Consider the following 21772-nt stretch of genomic DNA (forward strand, 5'->3'; position numbering starts at 1 on the left):
GGGTAACAGCCAATATCAAATATTGCTTCAACGCAGACCATCCGGGTACTGATGCTAAGGAGCAAACCATGCACGCTTATTTCGATCAGATCGATCGGGTTCGTTATGAAGGCACCCAGTCGACGCATCCTCTCGCTTTCCGCCATTACAATCCCGATGAGGTGATTCTCGGCAAGACCATGGCGGAGCATCTGCGCTTTGCCGCCTGTTACTGGCACACCTTCTGCTGGAATGGCGCGGACATGTTTGGTGTCGGTGCCTTCGATCGCCCCTGGCAGAAAAACGGCGATGCGCTGCAGCAGGCAAAACTGAAAGCGGATGTGGCCTTTGAGTTTTTCCACAAGCTGAATGTGCCGTGGTACTGCTTCCATGACGTTGATGTCTCACCAGAAGGCGATTCGCTGCACAGCTACAAAGAAAACTTTGCCGCCATGACCGATAAACTGCTGGAGAAACAACAGGAAACCGGCGTGAAATTGCTGTGGGGCACGGCCAACTGCTTTACCCATCCGCGCTACGGTGCCGGTGCTGCCACTAATCCCGATCCGGACGTCTTTGCCTGGGCTGCGACGCAGGTCTGCAACGCCATGCAGGCGACGAAAACGCTGGGCGGCGAAAACTATGTGCTGTGGGGCGGCCGTGAAGGCTACGAAACCCTGCTGAATACCGATTTGCGCCAGGAGCGCGAGCAGATTGGCCGCTTTATGCAGATGGTGGTCGAGCATAAGCATAAAATTGGTTTCCAGGGGACGCTGCTGATTGAACCGAAACCGCAGGAGCCGACTAAACATCAGTATGATTACGATGTCGCCACGGTTTATGGCTTCCTGAAACAGTTCGGCCTGGAGAAAGAGATCAAGGTTAACGTTGAGGCGAACCACGCCACGCTGGCCGGCCACTCTTTCCATCATGAAATCGCGACGGCCATTGCGCTGGGTATTTTTGGTTCCGTGGATGCTAACCGCGGCGATCCGCAGTGCGGCTGGGATACCGACCAGTTCCCGGTCAGCGTGGAAGAGAATGCGCTGGTGATGTACGAAATTCTTAAGGCGGGCGGCTTTACCACCGGCGGCTTAAACTTTGATGCCAAAGTGCGTCGTCAGAGCACGGATAAATATGATCTCTTTTACGGGCATATCGGCGCAATGGACACCATGGCGCTGGCGCTGAAGGTGGCGGCTCGCATGATAGGCGATGGCGAGCTGGATAAGCGTGTGGCACAGCGCTACAGCGGCTGGAATGGTGAGTTCGGCCAGCAAATTTTAAAAGGTGAGTTTTCACTGGAGGCGCTGGCGGCGCATGCTCAGCAGCATCAGCTCAATCCGCAGCATCAGAGCGGACGTCAGGAGCAGCTGGAAAACCTGGTCAATCACTACCTGTTTGATTTTTAACCCTTCAGGAGCAGAGCATGTTTATCGGGATCGATTTAGGCACCTCTGGCGTCAAAGTGGTGCTGATGGATGCACAAGGCAACGTGGTGGCGACAGAAACATCGCCACTACAGGTTTCGCGGCCGCAGCCATTGTGGAGCGAGCAGGATCCCGAAAGCTGGTGGCAGGCACTGGATTCAGCCATGCAGGCTATGAGCGCGCAGCAGGATCTGCGGACGGTGCAGGCTATCGGACTGAGCGGACAGATGCATGGTGCAACACTGCTCGACTGTGCTCACCAGGTATTACGTCCGGCCATGCTCTGGAATGACGGGCGCAGCGAGGCGCAGTGTCGTGAGCTGGAGCAGAAGGTGCCGGATTCACGTTTGATCACCGGCAACCTGATGATGCCTGGCTTCACGGCGCCTAAGCTGCTGTGGGTGCAGCAACATGAACCGGACATCTTCAGTCGGGTTGCTCACGTGCTGCTGCCCAAAGATTATCTGCGCTGGCGACTGAGTGGCGACTTCGCCACCGATATGTCAGATGCCGCAGGCACGATGTGGCTGGATGTGGCGCAGCGTGACTGGAGCGATGTGATGCTTCACGCCTGCGATCTCAGCCGCGATCAGATGCCGCAGCTCTATGAGGGCAATGCCCTGACCAGCACGTTGCATGCCGGACTGGCCGCCCGCTGGAAGATGAACGCGGTGCCGCTGGCGGCAGGCGGAGGCGATAATGCCGCAGGCGCAGTTGGCGTCGGCATGACTGAACCGGGCCAGGGCATGCTGTCGCTGGGCACCTCCGGCGTCTACTTTGTGGTGAGCGACGGCTATCTCAGCAATCCGCAGCGTGCCGTTCACAGCTTCTGTCACGCATTGCCGCAGCGCTGGCATCTGATGTCGGTGATGCTCAGTGCGGCCTCCTGTCTGGACTGGGCAGCCGCGCTGACCGGTTGCAGGGATGTCCCTGAGCTGCTGGCGGAAGCGGAGCGTGCCCGGGATGATGTGCCCGCGCTGTGGTTTCTGCCCTATCTTTCAGGAGAACGCACGCCGCATAACAATCCCGGAGCCAGAGGCGCTTTCTTTGGCTTCACCCACCAGCATGGCCGTCCTGAACTGGCACGATCGGTGCTGGAGGGCGTAGGGTTTGCCCTGGCGCAGGGCATGGACGTGCTGCATGAGTGTGGCGTGCAGCCAAAGAGCATTATGTTGATTGGTGGTGGCGCACGCAGTGCCCTGTGGCGTCAGATGCTGGCGGATATCAGCGGTCAGACACTGGATTACTGCCATGGCGGTGACGTGGGTCCGGCCCTGGGTGCCGCAAGGCTGGCGCAGCAGGCACTGGATGCACAGGTCGTTATTCCGACCCCGGCGCGGATACAGCGACATCAGCCCGATCCGGACAGACTGGCGCACTACCAGTCGCGTCGGGAGACTTTTGCCACGCTCTATCAGCAACTCCTGCCACTGATGAAGTAAAGAGGCCCGGACGCTCTGCCTGATAACAGGCTTTGCGTGGTATAGCGTCCGGCTCTTGCAGCTTATTCTGTTGTAAACAGGTAATTCTTTTATTTATGAGAACTGAAAAAAGAAAATTAAATAATTTCCTTCCCGCAAAGAAAGCGTTAATATTTCTACTGTTCTATATTCAGGACTGCATACGTCAGGCAGGAAATATTGACTTAACTTAAAATATCTGAGCAGCCTGGTTTTAAAAATGGATAATTTACTATCCCACCTGCCGATTAATTAGCAATTGATGCTGACTCCCTTAAAGTTTATTTATCTTCGGTTTACATATTTTTTCATTGCGATATAAATAAGCCACTCCACTTCAGGAGATAAACTAAATAAGGACACACCAATGAAAGAATTAAATATCAGCGAAATCGACATGGTGAGCGGTGCAGGTCTGACTGAGTTTCTGGCTGGCCTGAATAAGGCAATTAGCAATGTTAATACTGCACTGACTGACACTACCACAGCGCTAGAGGCTTCAACCAGCATCGGTCAGACCATCGGCCTGAGCCATAAGAAATTTGGCCTGAGTATCGCTTCTGGTCATATGACAGGTCTGTATAACGCCCTGTCTTCATTGAATACCGCAGCATAATAAATAAACTTTCACTATTGTCTTCATGATGATAATGAACATTAAGGTTGTTACAGGCTGACTATAACAACCTTATCTTTCATTAAATATCATATTAAACATCTTTAGTGCTTCACTGAGCCTATTTTAAAACGTAAAGTATTTATCCTCTGTATATCGGGAGGATTGATATTACTCCTCTGCATTTTATTGCGTTAAATCCTGAATATTTCAGGTTACATTCATACAGCCTAAGATCTCCCGCATAATTTCAGACATTCAGGTGATGAACAAAGTCAGCACAGAGAGTCTCAGATTCTTAAATGCAGGGAGCATACACATCCCAGCATCGCTCTTATTACAGTATCAGCCAGTTGTGCCCAGCGTATCTTCCTGGCCCTGCTTCTTCGGCAGCAGGATCTGCGGACGCTGCAGGCTATCGGACTGAGCGGGCAGATGCCTGGTGCAATGCTGCCCGACAGCGCTCACCAGGTATTACGTCCGGCCATGCTCTGGAATGACGGGCACAGCGAGGCACAGTGTCGTGAGCTGGAGCAGAAGGTGCCGGATTCACGTTTGATCACCGGCAACCTGATGATGCCTGGCTTCACAGCGACTGAGCTGCTGGCGGAAGCGGAGCGTGCCTGGGAGGATGTGCCCGCGCTGTGATCTTTCCGTATAACGCACGCCGCATAACAATCCCGGGAGGCGCTTTCTTTGGCTTCACCCACCAGCATGGCCGTCCTGAACTGGCACGATCGGTACTGGAGGGCGTAGGGTTTGCCCTGGCGCAGGGCATGGACGTGCTGCATGAGTGTGGCGTGCAGCCAAAGAGCATTATGTTGATTGGTGGTGGCGCACGCAGTGCCCTGTGGCGTCAGATGCTGGCGGATATCAGCGGTCAGACACTGGATTACTGCCATGGCGGTGACGTGGGTCCGGCCCTGGGTGCCGCAAGGCTGGCGCAGCAGGCACTGGATGCACAGGTCGTTATTCCGACCCCGGCGCGGATACAGCGACATCAGCCCGATCCGGACAGACTGGCGCACTACCAGTCGCGTCGGGAGACTTTTGCCACGCTCTATCAGCAACTCCTGCCACTGATGAAGTAAAGAGGCCCGGACGCTCTGCCTGATAACAGGCTTTGCGTGGTATAGCGTCCGGCTCTTGCAGCTTATTCTGTTGTAAACAGGTAATTCTTTTATTTATGAGAACTGAAAAAAGAAAATTAAATAATTTCCTTCCCGCAAAGAAAGCGTTAATATTTCTACTGTTCTATATTCAGGACTGCATACGTCAGGCAGGAAATATTGACTTAACTTAAAATATCTGAGCAGCCTGGTTTTAAAAATGGATAATTTACTATCCCACCTGCCGATTAATTAGCAATTGATGCTGACTCCCTTAAAGTTTATTTATCTTCGGTTTACATATTTTTTCATTGCGATATAAATAAGCCACTCCACTTCAGGAGATAAACTAAATAAGGACACACCAATGAAAGAATTAAATATCAGCGAAATCGACATGGTGAGCGGTGCAGGTCTGACTGAGTTTCTGGCTGGCCTGAATAAGGCAATTAGCAATGTTAATACTGCACTGACTGACACTACCACAGCGCTAGAGGCTTCAACCAGCATCGGTCAGACCATCGGCCTGAGCCATAAGAAATTTGGCCTGAGTATCGCTTCTGGTCATATGACAGGTCTGTATAACGCCCTGTCTTCATTGAATACCGCAGCATAATAAATAAACTTTCACTATTGTCTTCATGATGATAATGAACATTAAGGTTGTTACAGGCTGACTATAACAACCTTATCTTTCATTAAATATCATATTAAACATCTTTAGTGCTTCACTGAGCCTATTTTAAAACGTAAAGTATTTATCCTCTGTATATCGGGAGGATTGATATTACTCCTCTGCATTTTATTGCGTTAAATCCTGAATATTTCAGGTTACATTCATACAGCCTAAGATCTCCCGCATAATTTCAGACATTCAGGTGATGAACAAAGTCAGCACAGAGAGTCTCAGATTCTTAAATGCAGGGAGCATACACATCCCAGCATCGCTCTTATTACAGTATCAGCCAGTTGTGCCCAGCGTATCTTCCTGGCCCTGCTTCTTCGGCAGCAGGATCTGCGGACGCTGCAGGCTATCGGACTGAGCGGGCAGATGCCTGGTGCAATGCTGCCCGACAGCGCTCACCAGGTATTACGTCCGGCCATGCTCTGGAATGACGGGCACAGCGAGGCACAGTGTCGTGAGCTGGAGCAGAAGGTGCCGGATTCACGTTTGATCACCGGCAACCTGATGATGCCTGGCTTCACAGCGACTGAGCTGCTGGCGGAAGCGGAGCGTGCCTGGGAGGATGTGCCCGCGCTGTGATCTTTCCGTATAACGCACGCCGCATAACAATCCCGGGAGGCGCTTTCTTTGGCTTCACCCACCAGCATGGCCGTCCTGAACTGGCACGATCGGTACTGGAGGGCGTAGGGTTTGCCCTGGCGCAGGGCATGGACGTGCTGCATGAGTGTGGCGTGCAGCCAAAGAGCATTATGTTGATTGGTGGTGGCGCACGCAGTGCCCTGTGGCGTCAGATGCTGGCAGATATCAGCGGTCAGACACTGGATTACTGCCACGGCGGTGACGTGGGTCCGGCCCTGGGTGCCGCAAGGCTGGCGCAGCAGGCACGGGATGCACAGGTCGTTATTCCGACCCCGGCGCGGATACAGCGACATCAGCCCGATCCGGACAGGCTGGCGCACTACCAGACGCGTCGGGAGACTTTTGCCACGCTCTTTCAGCAGCTCCTGCCGCTGATGAACTGAACCCGACAGGATGCCCGGAACGGCATCCTGACCTTTACCGCTCTGCAACGGCTCATGGCGTTGACGGTGCTTTGCGCGGTAAAACACACAACAACGAGACGCCAGCTTTATATTAACATTGTTGAAAACCACGCAGTCAGAATAAAACCAGCAACAGACAAGCCTGCCCGGAAATAACATCCCGCCAACACCCTAATTATAACCGTTTGACTTGAATTAAAACCCCTGAGCAGGATTAGAAATTTAATTATGGCCTTTTTACTATTGATTTATTTATTATTAAGCCTGAAGCACTGAAATGATTAATCTCTATTTAAATTCTATTTACTTTGACTTTTTGCCGATATAAATTAGCCCTCCCGACACGGGGCTTAATGTAAAAATGTAAATAAGGATATGACAATGAAAGAATTAAAAACCAATGAAATCGAAATGGTAAGCGGCGCTGGTCTGACTGCGTTTCTGGCCGGTCTGAATACCGCTATCAGTCAGGTAAACACCGAATTAGTAGCAACCAGCGCAGCGCTGGAAAACTCTACCAGCAACGGTAAAACTATCTTTCTGTCTTATAAGCAGTTTGGCCTGAGTGCTGTCTCTTATCTGATGACTGGCATCTCCAGCTTTCTGTCTGTTTTCGCTAAGTAAATCTTAGTTTTAAAACTAAATGTCGGGGTTGCTATAGGTTTATAGCAACCTTTTTTAATCCCCTGTTTACACTCCCCCACTGCTTTATCTTTTAGCTTAGCCTTCCTGTAGTGCTGCACGCATAACCCTGCTGATCCCTAATAATAAAATAACGCGTTAAATATATTTTAATTGCCAGTTAAATCAGTTAATCCTAATAGCAAAAATACAATAGCGCTATGCACTTAACCGTAAAAAAGCAATTAACGAATAAGGTAAAACAGTGAGCATGATGAATGCTGTCTTATTTGACGCTCATCGCCGGGATAACATTTATCCCGGCGATACAGGTCAGCGCACTGTTTTCAGCAGCGTCAGCCAATGGCACCCAGCGTATCTTCCTGACCCTGCTTTTTCGGCAGCAGAAATAGCGTCGCGGCAATATCCAGCAGATAAATCAGTGCCAGCAGGGTAATCGCCGCCGTGAATGAGAACTGGCTCGCCAGCAGACCGATTACCACCGGGCCAAAGCCGCCCACGCCTCGTCCAAGATTAAACAGGACGTTTTGCGCAGTGGCACGCACCTGTGGCGGGAAGGTATCGGAAATCAGCGCGCCGTAGCCGCCAATCATGCCGTTAACAAACATCCCCATAATCGCGCCGGTAAACAGCATGACAGTCGGGTCGCGCAGCTGCGCATAAACGACCACCATCACCACAGCGCCGAACTGATAGAGCAGGAAGATTTTCCAGCGCGCAAAGCGGTCGGCCAGCACGCCAAACAGCCAGATGCCAAAGGTCATCCCGACAACCGTTACCGCAGTCCAGAGGCCCGACTTCGTCAGACTGAAGCCAAAACTGGAAGAGAGGTAGCTCGGCATCCAGATCATCAGCCCGTAGTAACCAAAGTTCTGGACTGAACAGAGAATAAAAATACCGAGACTGGCTTTGGCCGTAGCGCGATCGCGCACCAGCAGCTTCAGGCGCGCCGGGAAAGAGAGTGACGGCACATGTTTAACCTGCCGTTGATACGCCTCCGGTTCGCCCATGCCGCGACGAATGGCAAACGAGACCAGTGCAGGCAATAAACCGACCAGGAACATGCCGCGCCAGCCGATGATTTCCAGCAGCGGCGGCGTGATAAACGCGGCCATCAGCACCCCCAGCTGCCAGCCAATACCGACCCACGCGGATGCGCGATTGCGCTTCTCAACAGGCCAGGCCTCAGCAATCAGCGCCATGCCAATACCAAATTCGCCCCCCAGCCCGACGCCCGCCAGCGTTCGCCAGGCGAGCAGATCCCAGTAGCCCTGCGCCACCGCACACAGGCCGGTAAAGATTGAGAAAACCAGAATGGTGACGGTCAGCATGCGGATACGCCCGTAACGGTCGCTGAGATGACCGAAAACAATGCCACCGACAACCGCGCCAATCAGCGTCCAGGTCACCAGCGATCCCGCCTGTGAAGGATTGAGCGCCAGCGAAACACTGATAGCTGGCAGCATAAAGCCAAGTATCAGCAGGTCAAATCCATCCATGGCATAACCGCTGACCGCAGCCAGCATCGCTTTGCCCGGCGTTACGCCCGGCACAGATTGGGGAGAAGGGGACATCGTTGCGCACCTCTGAGAGAAAAGTGCCGCAATTATAAAGAGAGTTCAGGATGTGACCAATTGAAAAGGCTTATCCCTGCGCCAGTCGGGCGCAGGGAAGCCCTGTATCAGGAAGGTTTGTTGCTGCCGTCATCGCCCGACAGTAATTCATCAAGCCGGTCACCGCCAACGTGACGGAAATCCTGACCTTTAACGAAATAGAAGATGATTTCGCAGATGTTCTGGCAACGATCGCCGATGCGCTCGATGGCGCGGGCACAGAACAGCGCCGTCAGCACGCTGGGAATGGTGCGCGGATCTTCCATCATGTAGGTCATCAGCTGACGCACAATACCTTCGTACTCTTTATCCACCTTCTTATCTTCACGGTAGATAGTGATCGCTTCATTGAGATCCATCCGTGCAAAGGCGTCCAGTACGTCATGCAGCATCTGCACGGTGTGACGACCCAGCGACTCAAGGCTAACCAGCAGCGGAAGATGCTGCTGACCAAACTTCTCCAGCGCCGTGCGGCTGATCTTCTCGGCCACGTCACCAATGCGTTCCAGCTCAGAAATGGTTTTGATGATCGCCATCACCAGACGCAAATCAATCGCGGTTGGCTGGCGTTTGGCGATGATGCGCACGCAGGCTTCATCAATCTCCACTTCCATCATATTCACCTTCTGGTCGCCGTCGATGACCCGCTGCGCCAGTTCCCCGTCCAGGTTGTGCATCGCGGTAATCGCATCGGTCAGCTGCTGCTCGACCATGCCACCCATGATCATTACCTGGGTGCGGATGTGCTCCAGTTCGGCATTGAACTGACCGGAGATGTGCTTATTCAGATTCAGATTATCCATGTCGATCTCCTGTCAGATCAGCCGTAGCGGCCAGTAATGTAGTCTTCGGTTTGCTTCTGTGCGGGCTTGGTGAACAGCGTGTCGGTGTCGCTGAACTCAATCAGTTCGCCCAGATACATGAAAGCGGTATGGTCAGAGCAGCGCGCCGCCTGCTGCATGTTGTGCGTCACAATCACCACGGTGTAATCCTGTTTCAGCTCGGTGATCAGCTCTTCAATACGGCCGGTAGAGATGGGATCCAGTGCGGAGCAGGGCTCATCCAGCAGCAGGACTTCCGGACGAATCGCAATGCCACGGGCAATGCAAAGGCGTTGCTGCTGACCACCGGAGAGACTGTAACCGCTCTGATGCAGCTTGTCTTTGGTTTCATTCCACAGCGCCGCTTTGGTCAGCGCCCACTGTACGCGCTCATCCATATCGGCCCGCGACAGCTTTTCAAACAGGCGAACACCAAAGGCGATGTTGTCATAGATCGACATCGGGAACGGCGTAGGCTTCTGGAACACCATGCCGACGCGGGCACGCAGCAGCGCAATATCCTGCTGTGTCGCCAGAATGTTTTCGCCATCCAGCAGAATGTCCCCTTCGGCCCGCTGCTCCGGGTAGAGCGAGTACATTTTATTGAAGGTCCGCAGCAGGGTTGACTTACCACAGCCCGATGGCCCGATAAACGCGGTGACCTGATTCTTAGCGATATCCAGGTTGATGTTCTTCAGCGCATGAAACTTGCCGTAATAGAAGTTCAGATTACGGACCTGAATTTTATCGGCTGATGCCGTCGCGATACTCATAATTCATCTCTCTTATACGGCGCCGCACAGGGCCGCGCCGGAAGTTAACCGTGTTTACCTTTGGCGAAAATGACCCGCGCCACAATGTTCAGCAGCAGCACGCAGAGGGTAATAATCAGCACACCCGCCCAGGCCAGGCTCTGCCATTCGGCGAACGGGCTCATGGCGAATTTGAAGATGGTCACCGGCAGGTTCGCCAGCGGCTGCATCATGTCGGTGCTCCAGAACTGGTTCGACAGCGCCGTAAACAGCAGCGGGGCCGTTTCCCCGGCGATGCGGGCAATCGCCAGCAGCACGCCGGTGATGATGCCGGAGACCGACGCTTTCAGGGTGATGGCCGAGATCATCTTCCACTTGGGCGTGCCGAGCGCATAAGCTGCTTCACGCATGCTGTCTGGCACCAGCCGCAGCATATTTTCGGTGGTACGAATCACAATCGGCACCTGCAGTAACGCCAGCGCAATCACCCCGGCCCAGCCAGAGAAGTGCTGCATCTGCGACACCACCAGGGTGTAAACGAACAGCCCGACCACAATGGAGGGTGCCGAAAGCAGAATGTCGTTAATAAAGCGGATCACTTCTGACAGGGCCGACTTACGCCCATATTCCGCCAGATAGATGCCCGCCATGATGCCCAGCGGTGTGCCGAAGAAGGTCGACCAGAAAATCAGTAAGCCACTGCCCGCCAGGGCGTTCGCCAGACCGCCGCCTGCGGTATTCGGTGGTGGCGTTGATTCGGTGAACAGGGACCAGGAGAGTCCGTCCACGCCGCGCGACACGGTGGTGAACAGAATCCACACCAGCCAGAACAGGCCAAACGCCATGGTCAGCAGCGACAGCGTCAGCGCAATTTTATTTTTCGTGCTGCGCCAGGACTGCATTTTACGGCGTGATGCGTCCAGTTCGGCGCGCGCCTGAATTTCAATCGTGGTCATGAGCGCGCTCCTTCACTTTTCGCCAGCCGCATAATCATCAGCTTTGAAATCGCCAGTACGATAAAGGTAATCACAAACAGGATCAGCCCCAGCTCCATCAGCGCAGCGACATGCACACCCGATTCCGCTTCCGCGAACTCGTTGGCCAGCGCCGAGGTGATGCTGTTACCCGGCATAAACAACGACGGGCTGTCGAGCTGGTAGGTGTTGCCGATAATAAAGGTCACGGCCATGGTCTCACCCAGCGCACGCCCCAGTCCCAGCATTACGCCACCAATCACACCATTTTTGGTAAAGGGCAGGACGATGCGCCAGATCACTTCCCAGGTGGTGCAGCCGATGCCGTAGGCTGACTCTTTCATCATCACCGGGGTCTGCTCAAAGACGTCGCGCATGACCGAGGCGATGTAAGGGATGATCATGATTGCCAGAATCACCCCCGCTGCGAGGATGCCGATACCAAAAGCGGGACCGGAGAAGAGCTCGCCGACAATCGGAATGCCCGACATCACGTCGTTAACCGGCGTCTGAAAATATTCGGCAAACAGTGGCGCGAAAACAAACAGGCCCCACATGCCATACACGATACTCGGGATAGCAGCCAGCAGCTCAATGGCGGTGCCCAGCGGGCGACGCAGCCAGCCTGGCGCGAGTTCCGTCAGGAACAGCGCGATACCAAAACTCACCGGCACGGCGATAATCAGGGCGATGACAGACGTCACAAGGGTGCCGTAGATCGGAACCAGTGCGCCGAATTGTTCGTTGGGAGCATCCCAGGTTTTGGTCCACAGAAAGGCGAAACCAAACTTCTGGATGCTGGGCCACGAGGAGATGATCAGGGAGACAATAATGCCACCCATCAGTAACAGCACAATCAGCGCAGCCAGCCTGACCAGCGCGCCAAAAATTCTGTCACCTTGTTTGCCCGGGGCTTTGAATGCCGGCTTCGTTGCAGCCATAGAAGTCTCAGTCTTCAGAGGTTATCAGGGCGGCAGGACGCCGCCCGTAGGGTCTGACCAAACCGCTGTCCGGTCAGGGTCGGTCAATTACTGATAAAGCGCTTTACCAGAACTGTCTTTGATGTTCGCTTTCCAGGCGGCACGAATCTGTTGTGTCACGCTCTCTGGCAGCGCAGCATAGTCCAGCGCGGTGGCCGTTTTGCTGCCGCTTTTGTACGCCCAGTCAAAGAACTTCAGTACTTCAGCGCCTTTCGCCGCATTCGCCTGATCTTTATAAATCAGAATGAAGGTGGTTGAGGAGATTGGCCAGGCATCCGCGCCCTTCTGGAAGGTCAGGTCCTGTGCGAACGATTTGCTCCAGTCAGCGCCTTTCGCCGCATTACTGAAGCTGGTTTCGCTTGGTGCAACCGCTTTGCCATCCGCATCCATCAGTTTGGTGTAGGTCAGGTTGTTCTGTTTGGCATAGGCATATTCCACATAGCCGATTGAACCCGGCAGACGCTGAACAAAGGCGGCGACGCCGTCGTTGCCTTTGCCGCCCAGACCCACCGGCCAGTTAACCGTGTTGCCTTTACCAATCTTGCTGTTCCAGTCCTGGTTCACTTTTGCCAGATAGCTGGTGAAGACGAACGAGGTGCCAGAACCATCAGCGCGACGCACCACGTTGATGTTGGTTTCAGGCAGTTTTACCCCTGGGTTAAGTTTAGCGATCGCCGGGTCGTTCCACTTTTTGATGGTGCCCAGGTAGATATCACCGACGGTCTTGCCATCCAGCGTCAGCTGACCTGACTTGATACCGGGCAGGTTAACTGCCAGCACCACGCCACCAATCACGGTAGGGAACTGGAACAGACCATTTTTCTGCAGATCTTCATCTTTCATTGGCGCATCCGATGCACCGAAATCGACGGTTTTGGCGATGATCTGTTTCACGCCGCCAGATGAACCGATACCCTGGTAGTTAATTTTGCTACCGGTGGCTTGCTGATATTCTGCTGCCCACTTGGCATAAACCGGTGCCGGGAACGTCCCGCCAGCGCCAGTGAGATCGGTGGCCGCAAAAGCAGATACCGCGCTTACGGCGAAGGTGGTGGCGAGGATTCGGGCTACGGTGCTACGCATCAGTGTCATGTTCCCTCCAGGGGAGAAAAGTCAGGCTCGGGGCCGTTTTAGTAAGAGTCTGTGATTGCTGCAGGAGGGAAAATAGGACAGTTTGATGACAGTGAAATGTACGAAATATGACAGTTATGTGACAGAGGGCCAGAATGAAGTGGGCTGTGGGATGCAAATAAAGTTTCATCCTAACCCTAAAAACAGAGAGAAACGTCGCGCGCTCTCCTATTCATAAAAAATCCCTTTTATATCAGTATGTTGTGAGCACTTACACCCGAGACTGGATCGTTTTGCCTTTCATGGGAGAGTGATTAAGGGCGCTAAAGTATCATCCTAATTTTCGCCCAGGCTCGAAAAATACGGTAAATGGTGAAAATAAAGATTCATCCTTTTCCGATGTTGCCCGTTCCAACATGTAAGCAGTCAGTCAGAAAAAACACATAGATCCAATCCCTAGCGAGCATTGAGCTCTCTCATCCGTGCCAACTGCTCCAACCCTTGGACGCCCTAAATGCTTACCCAAAAAAATCAACACCTTCTTTTAAAAACACAATCAAAAATGACTCCCTTATATCCATTTAACCTAAACAGCCTTCCCCCCACTGCACTAGCTAGGGCTCGTAGTTCGGCGCAAGGCTGAAGTCGCTTGGCTGCTTCGCTGTGCAGATCCATGACCCACTTTCCATCAAACTCCCGGTTGTAGTTCCACAAGCATCTCGCGAGTCTTGCCGGCCCGCTCCACTAACAAGACCACAACATCTCCAACGTTCTTGTCGTCTAGCCGGGCCTGTAATGTGGTGACGTCGTCGACGGCGATACCGTCGATGCTGATAACGCGATCGCCGGGCACGATGCCGCCTGCGGTGACCTCGACGCCGACGAGCCCGGCCCTGTGCGCCGCCGAGCCCGGCGTCACGCGCAATACGAATACGCCCTTACTGCCGGTCAGCGCCTGCAGACGCGCGTTGAGCTGCTCATCCACCTCGATGCCCAGCGCCGGACGGATGTACTTGCCGGTCTTTATGAGTTGCGGCACCACGCGCATGACGGTATCGACCGGCACCGCAAAGCCGATGCCGGCCGAGGCGCCAGACGGACTGTAGATGGCGGTATTGATGCCGATCAGCCGCCCAGCCGAATCGAGCAGCGGGCCACCGGAATTGCCGGGGTTGATAGCGGCGTCGGTCTGGATCAGGTGGTCAATGGCCGGGCCACTGGCGTCGCCGGAAAGGGTGCGGTCAAGCGCCGAGACGATGCCGGTGGTGAGCGTCCAGTCGAGCCCGAAGGGATTGCCAATGGCAAAGACCTTTTGCCCCACCTTGAGATCGGCACTGGTGCCCACCGGCACCGCCGGCGGGCGCTTGAAGCCGACGCCAATCTTGAGTACCGCGATGTCGTGCGCAGGACTGGCGCCAACGAGCGCAGCCTGATAATCGCGACCGTCGGCCAGTTTGACCGTGGCAGACGATGCCCCCTGGATCACGTGGAAGTTGGTCACCACGTGGCCGGCATCGTCCCAGATGAAGCCGGAGCCGGTGCCGCGCGGCACGGAAAAGACATTGCGCGACCAGACGTCACGCACTAGGCTCTGTACGTAAAGTATTGTCGCAAGCACCGCATAGCGCAGGCCAATGAGACCATCGCCGCAAAACTTGTTGCGAGCTTGTCGAAGCGCGTCACGATGCGACGGTTCTCCTTCAGCCAGCCAAACATGCGTTCGATGATGTTGCACTGCCGATATTTGGGGCGATCAAAAAGTCGAGGCAATCCTGGCTTGGTTTTGCGCTTCATGCTTCGCAACGGAATGACTGGCTGCATGCGATAACGATCACAATACTGGCGCAGCGCTTCAGCGTCGTAACCCTTGTCAGCCAGCAACCAGCGGCAACGCTTGCGTGGGCGACCGCGCAGGCTGGGTATGCAAGCCTGATCGAGTAGCGGTTGGGCATAGGCTATATCGCTGGCTTGTCCGCCTGACAACAGGAAACGCAGAGGCACACCATTGGCGTCGCACAGCATGTGAATCTTGGTCGTCAGGCCACCCCGGCTGCGCCCGAGCGCGTGGTCTTGCGGTTCTTCAAATCCCCTTTTTTCCCGGCACCTGATGAGGCCCGGGTTGCTCGTACGGCAGTGGAGTCGATCATCCATGTTTCCAAGTCAATCAAACCCTGCTCATTCAATCGGATATGAAGACGCTTGAGCATCTGATCAAAAGCTCCGCAATCACGCCATCCCCGGAACCGTTGATAGATCGTTGACCAAGGGCCGAATCGTTCGGGCATGTCTCGCCAGGCTGCGCCAGAGCAAAGCACCCAGAGAATACCGTTTAGCATCAGGCGATCATCGGCCCGAGGGCGCCCGGTGCGCTGATTTTTGGTGAAGATATCTGCAACCAGATCCCAGGCTGCGTCGGGGAGTTCATACCGCTTTGCCATCTTGGCCTCCTGGCTTTAATGGCGGTGTATTTTACAGAAAATCGTATTTCTTGGGTTTACGTACAGAGCCTAGTTGTGCCGTGGTGATGTAAACCACCGACCCGCGCGATTTCTCGAACAGCTCGATGGTGGTTTTTTCGTCGGCGGCCAGGTCGCCGCGCGGCGTCACCGTGCGCTCCTGCGTTTCGTGGGGACTGAACCAGGCTTCGATGGCGGGCAGGAACTGCCACAGCAGCATGAGTGCGGCGATGCAGCCAGTGATGACGAGCCAGCGCCGGATGAATCGATCCGGCGCCGGGCGGCTGTAGGGGTCGGGGTAGGTCACGTCATTCTCCATGTTGAAATCAGCGCCAAAGGCCGCCGGTGCGCCAGCGTGGCGGACGTGGTGATACGGTCACCTCGGGGACGAAACGGGCCGATGGAAACGGCGGCATCGCGGGCGGCGGAGCAAGTTCCAGCAAGCGCTCAATGCGTTCAGCCGTCGCCGGATGCGTGCGCAACCAGGAGGGTTCCGGATTGCCCCATCCGGGCAGCAGCCAGGCGCGCCAGGAGCGGCTCACCCGCTCGATCTTGGCGAGCGCCGAGGCCAGCCCGTGCGGGTCGCCGGTCAATTCGGCAGCGAGCCGGTCGGCGTCGAATTCGCGCACCCTGGACAAGCCCAACTGAGCCAGCAAGGCCAGCTGTGGCGCGACCGCCAGTAGAAGCAACGCGGGCCAATTGACTTCCGTGACTCCAAGCAATAGCGCTGGCAAGCTGAGCACGATCGCAAGCTGCCCCAACAAGGCTAGAAGATGGGTGAGCCGGCTGATGGAATCGGCCAAGCCCATGACACGCAAATCCTCGTTCGCAATATGCGCGATTTCGTGGCCGAGCACGCCGGTCAACTCGCGGGGCGTGAGGCTACGCAACAGGCCGTCGGTCAGCGCGATGGCCGCGTGATGCTTCGAACCGGTGGCGAAGGCGTTGACGACCCCGCTGGGCACGTAGTGCGGTACCGGCACGGCAGGCAGCCCGGCCCGCGCCGCCAGTTCCGCGCAACACAGCCCAAAGATCGGGCGCTTCATCCGGGTGCAGGGGGCGTGCGCCATACAGCCGCAAGGTCAGCCCGGAGGCGGCCGCCGGTTCGAGCAGCAGGGTGAACCCCGCGGCCGCAAGCGCCAGCCAAAGCCCGCCGTCACCCAACAGCAGGCTGCCAGCGACGGCGGCAATCCCGAGCAGGGTCAGCACCAACAGCGCGGTTTGCAGGCGATTGAGCCAGCGATGCCGCGCGCCGACATTCTGCGCGTGGCGCAGATCACGACTGATCATCTGAGCTTTCCCCGGCTGTCCGGTCATCGCGCTCGCGCAGCAGCCAGTAAGTCGCCCCGAGGGCCAGTGTCGCGCCTGCGAGCGCCGCGACCTTGGCGGGGCCGGTCTCCGGGTCGAGGATCACGAATTTACGCGCCAGGGCCATCAGCCCGATCAGGATCACCGTCTTGACCTGGATGATGCTGTCGCGCCGCAAGGCCACCCGCACGATGGAATGCTTGAACTCCATGGCGATGAGCAGCGTCATGATCATGCCGAACACGGTCTGGAAGACCTTGTGATCGAGCGGATTGAACGCATCAATGATCAGCAGGCTGAAGACGATCGAGATCAGCTGCAGCAGCGAGACCACGATAATCACGGCAATGATTGCGGACAGCGCGAGCGCGATCACCTGTTCGAAGCGCTCGTAGAACGTCATCACTGCCCATTGGGCGCGAAATGTTTTGATCGGGTCTGCTTGCTTTTCCTTCATCGCCACTCCTCTCAATTCTGAAATACTTGTGCACCCACAACTTGGTTGCGCCCTTGTCTTTTTGCCTGGTAGAGCGCGCTGTCCGCCTGCTGCATCACCTGCTCGACAGAGTGCAAACGGGGGTCAAGGAGAGCCTCCCCCCATGCTGGCGCTATAGCTGATCGACACCTCTCCACACACCACCGCTGTCGCCGCAGTGTCCTGACGAAATCGCTCCGCCCATACTTGGGCGTCTTCTATCGATGCCGCTTCCAACAACACAGCGAATTCCTCCCCCCCAATCCGGGCAGCCATGTCGGTTGCGCGAACATGTTCCCTCAACCGTGAAGCAAAGTGCTTGAGCACCTCATCGCTGCATCCGTGTCCATAGGTGTCATTGATACGCTTGAAGTGATCGATGTCGCAGAGCACAAGTGCTGCTTGTATCTCGGTGCTGCGTTTGAGGCGCTCCCATTCCAGCTGTAATCGTTCGTTAAAAGCCCGCCGGTTCGACAAGCCGGTCAAGGGGTCGGTGATCGCCATACGCAGCAACTGCTGCTCCATTTCCTTGCGAGAAGAGATGTCGAGCAGAGTGCCGACTATCAGTTGCCTGCCCGCGCCACCCAGCCAACGGCCGCGATCCAGCACCCAAATCCAAACGCCAGATCGATGACGAACGCGGTACTCGCACTCCAATCGCTCCGACGGGTTTTCTTGGTAAGCGCGCACCTTTGCCAGAGCGACCGGCAAATCCTCCGGGTGAGTACGCGCTTGCCATGCGGCATGGGTGGCGCCAACCTCCTCGTCGGAGGTCAAGCCGAACATCGCCAGACTGCGGGCAGAAAGCCTGAAGCTGTCGGTAGCGATATCCCACTCCCAGAATCCCAGCCCTGCGCCCTCCAGGGCGATGGCGATCCGTTCCTTGTCATCGATTTGCGCTTGTTGGCGATGCTTCAGCTCGTCACGCCTCTGGCGATTGGTACGAACAAAACGCCATAGCGCAACCGCCATGCCAATATTGGCAAGTAGCGACACCATCAGTCAAATGGTCGGCCCGTTCATGGTCTATCCCCACCTGACTCACTGAGTGTCTGCCGTAATTCCTCGATCCGGTGGTCGACTTGGTCGGCGTTGATGCCCAACATCAACAGTACCTGCTCGGCCAGTCCCAGTCCCGCAGCCAGGTACAACGGGTACAGTCTGACATTGGGCAGATTACGCAAAAGCTGGGCATCCGTTACGCGCTCAGTGGCCACCACCACGGACAAGCTCAGGCGGCGGTCGAGAACCGCCTGAGCGATACGCAGGGCCGTCTGCGGACGGGCAAACGTCAGCACCACCAGGCGGGCATGGGCCAATCCGGCGGCGGCCAGGGTGTCGAGCCGACTGGCATCGCCATACGACACCGGCGCCCCCATCGCACGCCCCGCTTCGACCCGTTGGCGGTCCGATTCCAGCAGCAAATGCGGTATGCCTGCCAGGCGCAGCGTTCGGCTCAGCAGCAGCCCGACGTCATCCGCCCCACAGATGATCACATGGTCGCGTAACGACCGCGCCCGCTCGGCGACTTCGCCTTCTTCGGCCTGCGGTGGCTGACCGAGTGCGCCCGAGCGGCTGAAAGCCCGCGCCCATCGGTCATGGTGTCGGATCAGGAGCGGTGCCAACCCCATGCTCAACACCAGCGCCACCAGCATCGGTTGCACCATGGTGGCGGCGATCAGGTGCTGCTGCATGACCATGCCCAGGAGCAGCAGCGCAAACTCGCCGCCATGACCCAGCACGATGCCTGCGCGCCAGGCGTCGAGCGCCGACAGGCGGGTTGCGCGCAGCGCCAGAAAGTTCAGCCCCATCTTGAGAGGCACCAAGGCCAACAGCCAACCCAGTACCGCCAGCGGTGCGGCCACGATCTGCGCGGTGTCCAGCTGCAGGCCAATGGTCACGAAGAACAGGCCCGACAGCACATCACGAAAGGGCTTGAGGTGGCTTTCCATGTGGTGCCGGAAGTCGCTCTCGCCCAGGACCATGCCGGCGAGAAAGGCCCCCAGGGCGGCGGATACGCCGACGGCGTGTGCAGCAGCGGCTGCCGCCACGACCACGCACAAGGAGACCAGCACGAAGGATTCTTCGTGGCCCTGCCGCGCCACCCAGCCCAGCAGGCCATGCAACAGACGACGCGAGGCAACCGCCGCTGCCGCGAACAACACCAGCACGCCCAACACTTCGAGCAGCACGCTCTCGATCTTCGGCGAGTCGCCGCGCGCCCAGATCGCCAGCAGGGCCAGCAGGGGCACGCTGGCCAGGTCCTGAAAGACCAGCACGGCGATGGCACTGCGGCCGTGGCGGGTGGTGAGCTCGCCTTGGTCGGCCAGCTGTCGGCTGACCAGCGCCGTGGACGACATGGCCGCTGCGGCGCCGAGCAGTGCAGCGCTCTGAGCTGGCTGACCCAACCCGATCAGCACCAGGGTCAGTGGCGCGGCCACGACGACCATCTGCAAGCTGCCGGACGCCAGTACGGTCTTGCGAGTGAGCCAGAAGTGCCCCAGCGAGAATTCCAGTCCGACCATGAACAGCAGCAGGGCCACACCCAGTTCGGATATGAAAGTCAACGCCTCTCCCGGCGCGATCACACCGCTGACCGAGGGGCCCAGCAAGGCGCCGACGGCGAGGTAACCCAGCAAGGCGGGTACTCTGAACGCCGCCGTCGCCACCACCGCGAGGCTGCACGCCGCCAGCAGGATCAGGGTAGTGCCGAGCAAATCCTGCATCGGTCAGCGTCCCACCTGTGCAGAGGCCCAGCGCACGATGTCCTGCGAGCCCATGGCGCCTGCCTGGCGGGCGATCTCACGTCCGCCCTGGAACAGGGCGAGCGTCGGAATGCTGCGGATACCGAACTGCGCGGCCAGGTGGGGCTCAGCCTCGGTGTTCACCTTTGCCAGCCTGATCCCGGGTTCGAGCTGGCGCGCGGCTTGTTGAAACTGCGGCGCCATCATCTTGCACGGCCCGCACCAGGGCGCCCAGAAATCGACCAGCAGCGGCAGATCGCTGCGCTCCACGTGGTGCGAGAACGTCGCCGTCGTCAACTCGATGGGCTCGCCGGTGAACAAGGGCTGCTGGCAGCGGCCGCAGTTGGGACGATCCGCGAGCTTGGCGGCCGGCACGCTGTTGATGGACTGGCAATGTGGGCAGACGATGTGGAGTTCATTTTTCATGGTTCGCTTCCTTGGACTGCGGTGAGGTTGCCTCGCTTCGGATCACCGACATCGCCGACCAATTTACGCCTTTGATCCAATCGTTCCCGTCTTCGCTCACGCCGGCATCTTCCACGTGAGCCGCAATGAAGGCTTCGGCTTGAATGAGCCCCGCTCTGACAGCATCTATCTTATTAGGCATCCGCAGGATTTCAGCAGCGCAGCCTGCATCCAGCCCATCCACCCGGATAAGCAGAAAAATGCGGCGCCACAAGTGCGGCATACCCTTCATCAGGTCGAATGCAAATGCGAATTCGCTCGATCTGTCACCAATTTCCTCCTGTTCGGCGATTGCTGCTGGGTCGGGAAGCCGACTATCAGCCATGACGTCGGCCAGGCTGAGTGCGTCATCAGGCTGATAAAACTCGTAGAACTCTTCCTCTACCATGGCCTCCGCCATGTCCTGCGCATCCGCTTCGACCGGCGCATCCAGCGAAACGGCCTCGCCATATTGCCGGCTGTTTGCCACTTCGCGATCAATGACGGCAAAAAGATGTTTCAAAAGATCGAGGTAAGCGGCATTTTCTTCTGGAACGGATGTCCATACCGATTCAGCCAGAGCAATCGCTTCGTCCACCACGTCGTGCAGCGTCGGATAATCGCGAGGCAAATCACCGGCGGCATGCAGATAAGCCAACTCGCGTTGCGCAACGGCCTCAACCTTCGGCAGCAGCGTCTCGATTATCCCGCGTGCTTGCTGGACGACAGAGGCAGGTTGAGTGTCGATCCGCGCCTTGAGCTCGCGCAAGCGTTCACGACGCGCCTTACGCTTGATTTGATCCTGAGCGCTCAGCCGATCAAAGTGCTTCTTGGCCTGCCGGAACAACGCCTGCGCTAGCATGTGCGCGAGAGGCGTCAGATCGTTATGCGATGCAGTGACGCTGACGATTTTTTTGCCCGGCAAGTGCATGTGGCCACTGGCCGTTAAGCGAGATCCTTTTTTCGCGCGTTCGAGGACGATTTGAAGACGTACCGAATCTTCGGAGCGCTTTTCGATCAGCGGCTTGAGAGCGGGTTCAACCGCTTTTTCTACAGACATTCGCCAAGGTTCATGAAATTCTTTTTCGACGAGTCGATAGCTATATTGTATACGCATGCTCAAGCCCTTTAGGGTTGTCCGCCCAGGTGAGTGGACCCGGGTGATTGGAT

The 21772-nt window shown here is 56.4% G+C and carries 18 protein-coding genes and 5 pseudogenes; 7 read left to right on the top strand and 16 right to left on the bottom strand.

Translation table 11 applies throughout. The features are described from left to right. Window positions 1-68: 68 nt before the first annotated feature. The 7 genes and pseudogenes from xylA to N5J69_RS17020 all read left to right on the top strand — a co-directional run bounded on the left by xylA (window position 69) and on the right by N5J69_RS17020 (window position 6946). The gene (gene xylA, locus N5J69_RS16990; RefSeq protein WP_279771769.1) at window positions 69-1391 is read left to right on the top strand and encodes a xylose isomerase; all 1323 of its coding nucleotides are present in this window, start codon (window positions 69-71) and stop codon (window positions 1389-1391) included. 17 nt (window positions 1392-1408) lie between these two features. Next, window positions 1409-2851, top strand: a complete 1443-nt coding sequence (xylB, locus tag N5J69_RS16995) for a xylulokinase (RefSeq protein ID WP_279771771.1) — start codon at window positions 1409-1411, stop codon at window positions 2849-2851. Window positions 2852-3236: 385 nt separating this feature from the next. Further along, window positions 3237-3485 (top strand): hypothetical protein, encoded by a 249-nt coding sequence (locus N5J69_RS17000; protein ID WP_279771772.1) that lies wholly within the window; start codon window positions 3237-3239, stop codon window positions 3483-3485. Window positions 3486-3866: 381 nt separating this feature from the next. Then, window positions 3867-4576 (top strand): annotated as a pseudogene (locus tag N5J69_RS17005) (FGGY-family carbohydrate kinase); the annotation flags it as partial. A gap of 385 nt (window positions 4577-4961) precedes the next feature. Further along, window positions 4962-5210, top strand: coding sequence for a hypothetical protein (locus tag N5J69_RS17010; protein WP_279771772.1), 249 nt, complete (start codon window positions 4962-4964; stop codon window positions 5208-5210). A gap of 381 nt (window positions 5211-5591) precedes the next feature. After that, window positions 5592-6301 (top strand): annotated as a pseudogene (locus tag N5J69_RS17015) (FGGY-family carbohydrate kinase); the annotation flags it as partial. A gap of 402 nt (window positions 6302-6703) precedes the next feature. Continuing rightward, window positions 6704-6946: a hypothetical protein gene (locus N5J69_RS17020; RefSeq protein WP_279771773.1), complete on the top strand. Its 243-nt coding sequence runs from the start codon at window positions 6704-6706 to the stop codon at window positions 6944-6946. A 353-nt stretch (window positions 6947-7299) separates the two neighbouring features. On the opposite strand, the gene N5J69_RS17025 is transcribed toward N5J69_RS17020, so the two are convergent. The 16 genes and pseudogenes from N5J69_RS17025 to N5J69_RS17100 all read right to left on the bottom strand — a co-directional run bounded on the left by N5J69_RS17025 (window position 7300) and on the right by N5J69_RS17100 (window position 21719). Continuing rightward, window positions 7300-8538, bottom strand: a complete 1239-nt coding sequence (locus N5J69_RS17025) for an MFS transporter (RefSeq protein WP_279771774.1) — start codon at window positions 8536-8538, stop codon at window positions 7300-7302. A 107-nt stretch (window positions 8539-8645) separates the two neighbouring features. Further along, entirely contained in the window at window positions 8646-9380 is a 735-nt protein-coding gene (gene phoU / locus N5J69_RS17030; protein WP_003849553.1) for a phosphate signaling complex protein PhoU, read from the bottom strand. 17 nt (window positions 9381-9397) lie between these two features. Continuing rightward, the gene (pstB, locus tag N5J69_RS17035; protein ID WP_279771775.1) at window positions 9398-10171 is read right to left on the bottom strand and encodes a phosphate ABC transporter ATP-binding protein PstB; all 774 of its coding nucleotides are present in this window, start codon (window positions 10169-10171) and stop codon (window positions 9398-9400) included. Window positions 10172-10215: 44 nt separating this feature from the next. Continuing rightward, window positions 10216-11106: a phosphate ABC transporter permease PstA gene (gene pstA / locus N5J69_RS17040; RefSeq protein ID WP_013359567.1), complete on the bottom strand. Its 891-nt coding sequence runs from the start codon at window positions 11104-11106 to the stop codon at window positions 10216-10218. Further along, a complete protein-coding gene (gene pstC, locus N5J69_RS17045; protein ID WP_279771776.1) occupies window positions 11103-12065 on the bottom strand; it encodes a phosphate ABC transporter permease PstC in 963 nt (320 codons plus the stop codon). Before pstC ends, pstA begins: the two co-directional genes overlap by 4 nt. Before the next feature lie 87 nt (window positions 12066-12152). After that, the gene (gene pstS, locus N5J69_RS17050; RefSeq protein WP_279771778.1) at window positions 12153-13196 is read right to left on the bottom strand and encodes a phosphate ABC transporter substrate-binding protein PstS; all 1044 of its coding nucleotides are present in this window, start codon (window positions 13194-13196) and stop codon (window positions 12153-12155) included. 667 nt (window positions 13197-13863) lie between these two features. Next, a pseudogene (locus N5J69_RS17055) lies at window positions 13864-14787 on the bottom strand (trypsin-like peptidase domain-containing protein); the annotation flags it as partial. Next, window positions 14760-15613, bottom strand: a protein-coding gene (locus N5J69_RS17060) for an IS5 family transposase (RefSeq protein WP_180246351.1) whose coding sequence is annotated in 2 segments (ribosomal slippage) — window positions 14760-15269 and window positions 15272-15613 — 852 coding nt in all. Because the reading frame shifts where the segments join, the coding sequence is not laid out codon by codon here. The pseudogene N5J69_RS17055 and the gene N5J69_RS17060, both read right to left, overlap by 28 nt. A 70-nt stretch (window positions 15614-15683) precedes the next feature. After that, window positions 15684-15938, bottom strand: a pseudogene (locus tag N5J69_RS17065) (2-alkenal reductase); the annotation flags it as partial. 19 nt (window positions 15939-15957) lie between these two features. Further along, window positions 15958-16921: pseudogene (locus N5J69_RS17070) on the bottom strand (zinc metalloprotease HtpX). Further along, window positions 16908-17396 (bottom strand): phosphate-starvation-inducible PsiE family protein, encoded by a 489-nt coding sequence (locus tag N5J69_RS17075; RefSeq protein WP_047290147.1) that lies wholly within the window; start codon window positions 17394-17396, stop codon window positions 16908-16910. The pseudogene N5J69_RS17070 and the gene N5J69_RS17075 overlap by 14 nt, the downstream one beginning before the upstream one ends. Window positions 17397-17407: 11 nt before the next feature. Next, on the bottom strand, window positions 17408-17491 hold the full coding sequence (locus N5J69_RS17080; protein WP_193759561.1) for a hypothetical protein: 84 nt from the start codon (window positions 17489-17491) through the stop codon (window positions 17408-17410). Between the two features lie 28 nt (window positions 17492-17519). Next, window positions 17520-18413 carry a GGDEF domain-containing protein gene (locus N5J69_RS17085; RefSeq protein WP_176464243.1) on the bottom strand — a complete coding sequence of 298 codons (894 nt, stop codon included), beginning with the start codon at window positions 18411-18413 and terminating at the stop codon, window positions 17520-17522. 20 nt (window positions 18414-18433) lie between these two features. Beyond that, window positions 18434-20140: a cation:proton antiporter gene (locus N5J69_RS17090; protein ID WP_034113490.1), complete on the bottom strand. Its 1707-nt coding sequence runs from the start codon at window positions 20138-20140 to the stop codon at window positions 18434-18436. A 3-nt stretch (window positions 20141-20143) separates the two neighbouring features. After that, on the bottom strand, window positions 20144-20584 hold the full coding sequence (trx-GI, locus tag N5J69_RS17095; RefSeq protein ID WP_180246352.1) for a heat resistance system thioredoxin Trx-GI: 441 nt from the start codon (window positions 20582-20584) through the stop codon (window positions 20144-20146). Continuing rightward, a complete protein-coding gene (locus N5J69_RS17100) occupies window positions 20574-21719 on the bottom strand; it encodes a hypothetical protein (RefSeq protein ID WP_029611654.1) in 1146 nt (381 codons plus the stop codon). The genes trx-GI and N5J69_RS17100 overlap by 11 nt, the downstream gene beginning before the upstream one ends. Between the last annotated feature and the right edge of the window lie 53 nt (window positions 21720-21772).

This window comes from Pantoea sp. GD03673, from assembly GCF_029844725.1.
Taxonomy (GTDB): Bacteria; Pseudomonadota; Gammaproteobacteria; order Enterobacterales; family Enterobacteriaceae; genus Pantoea.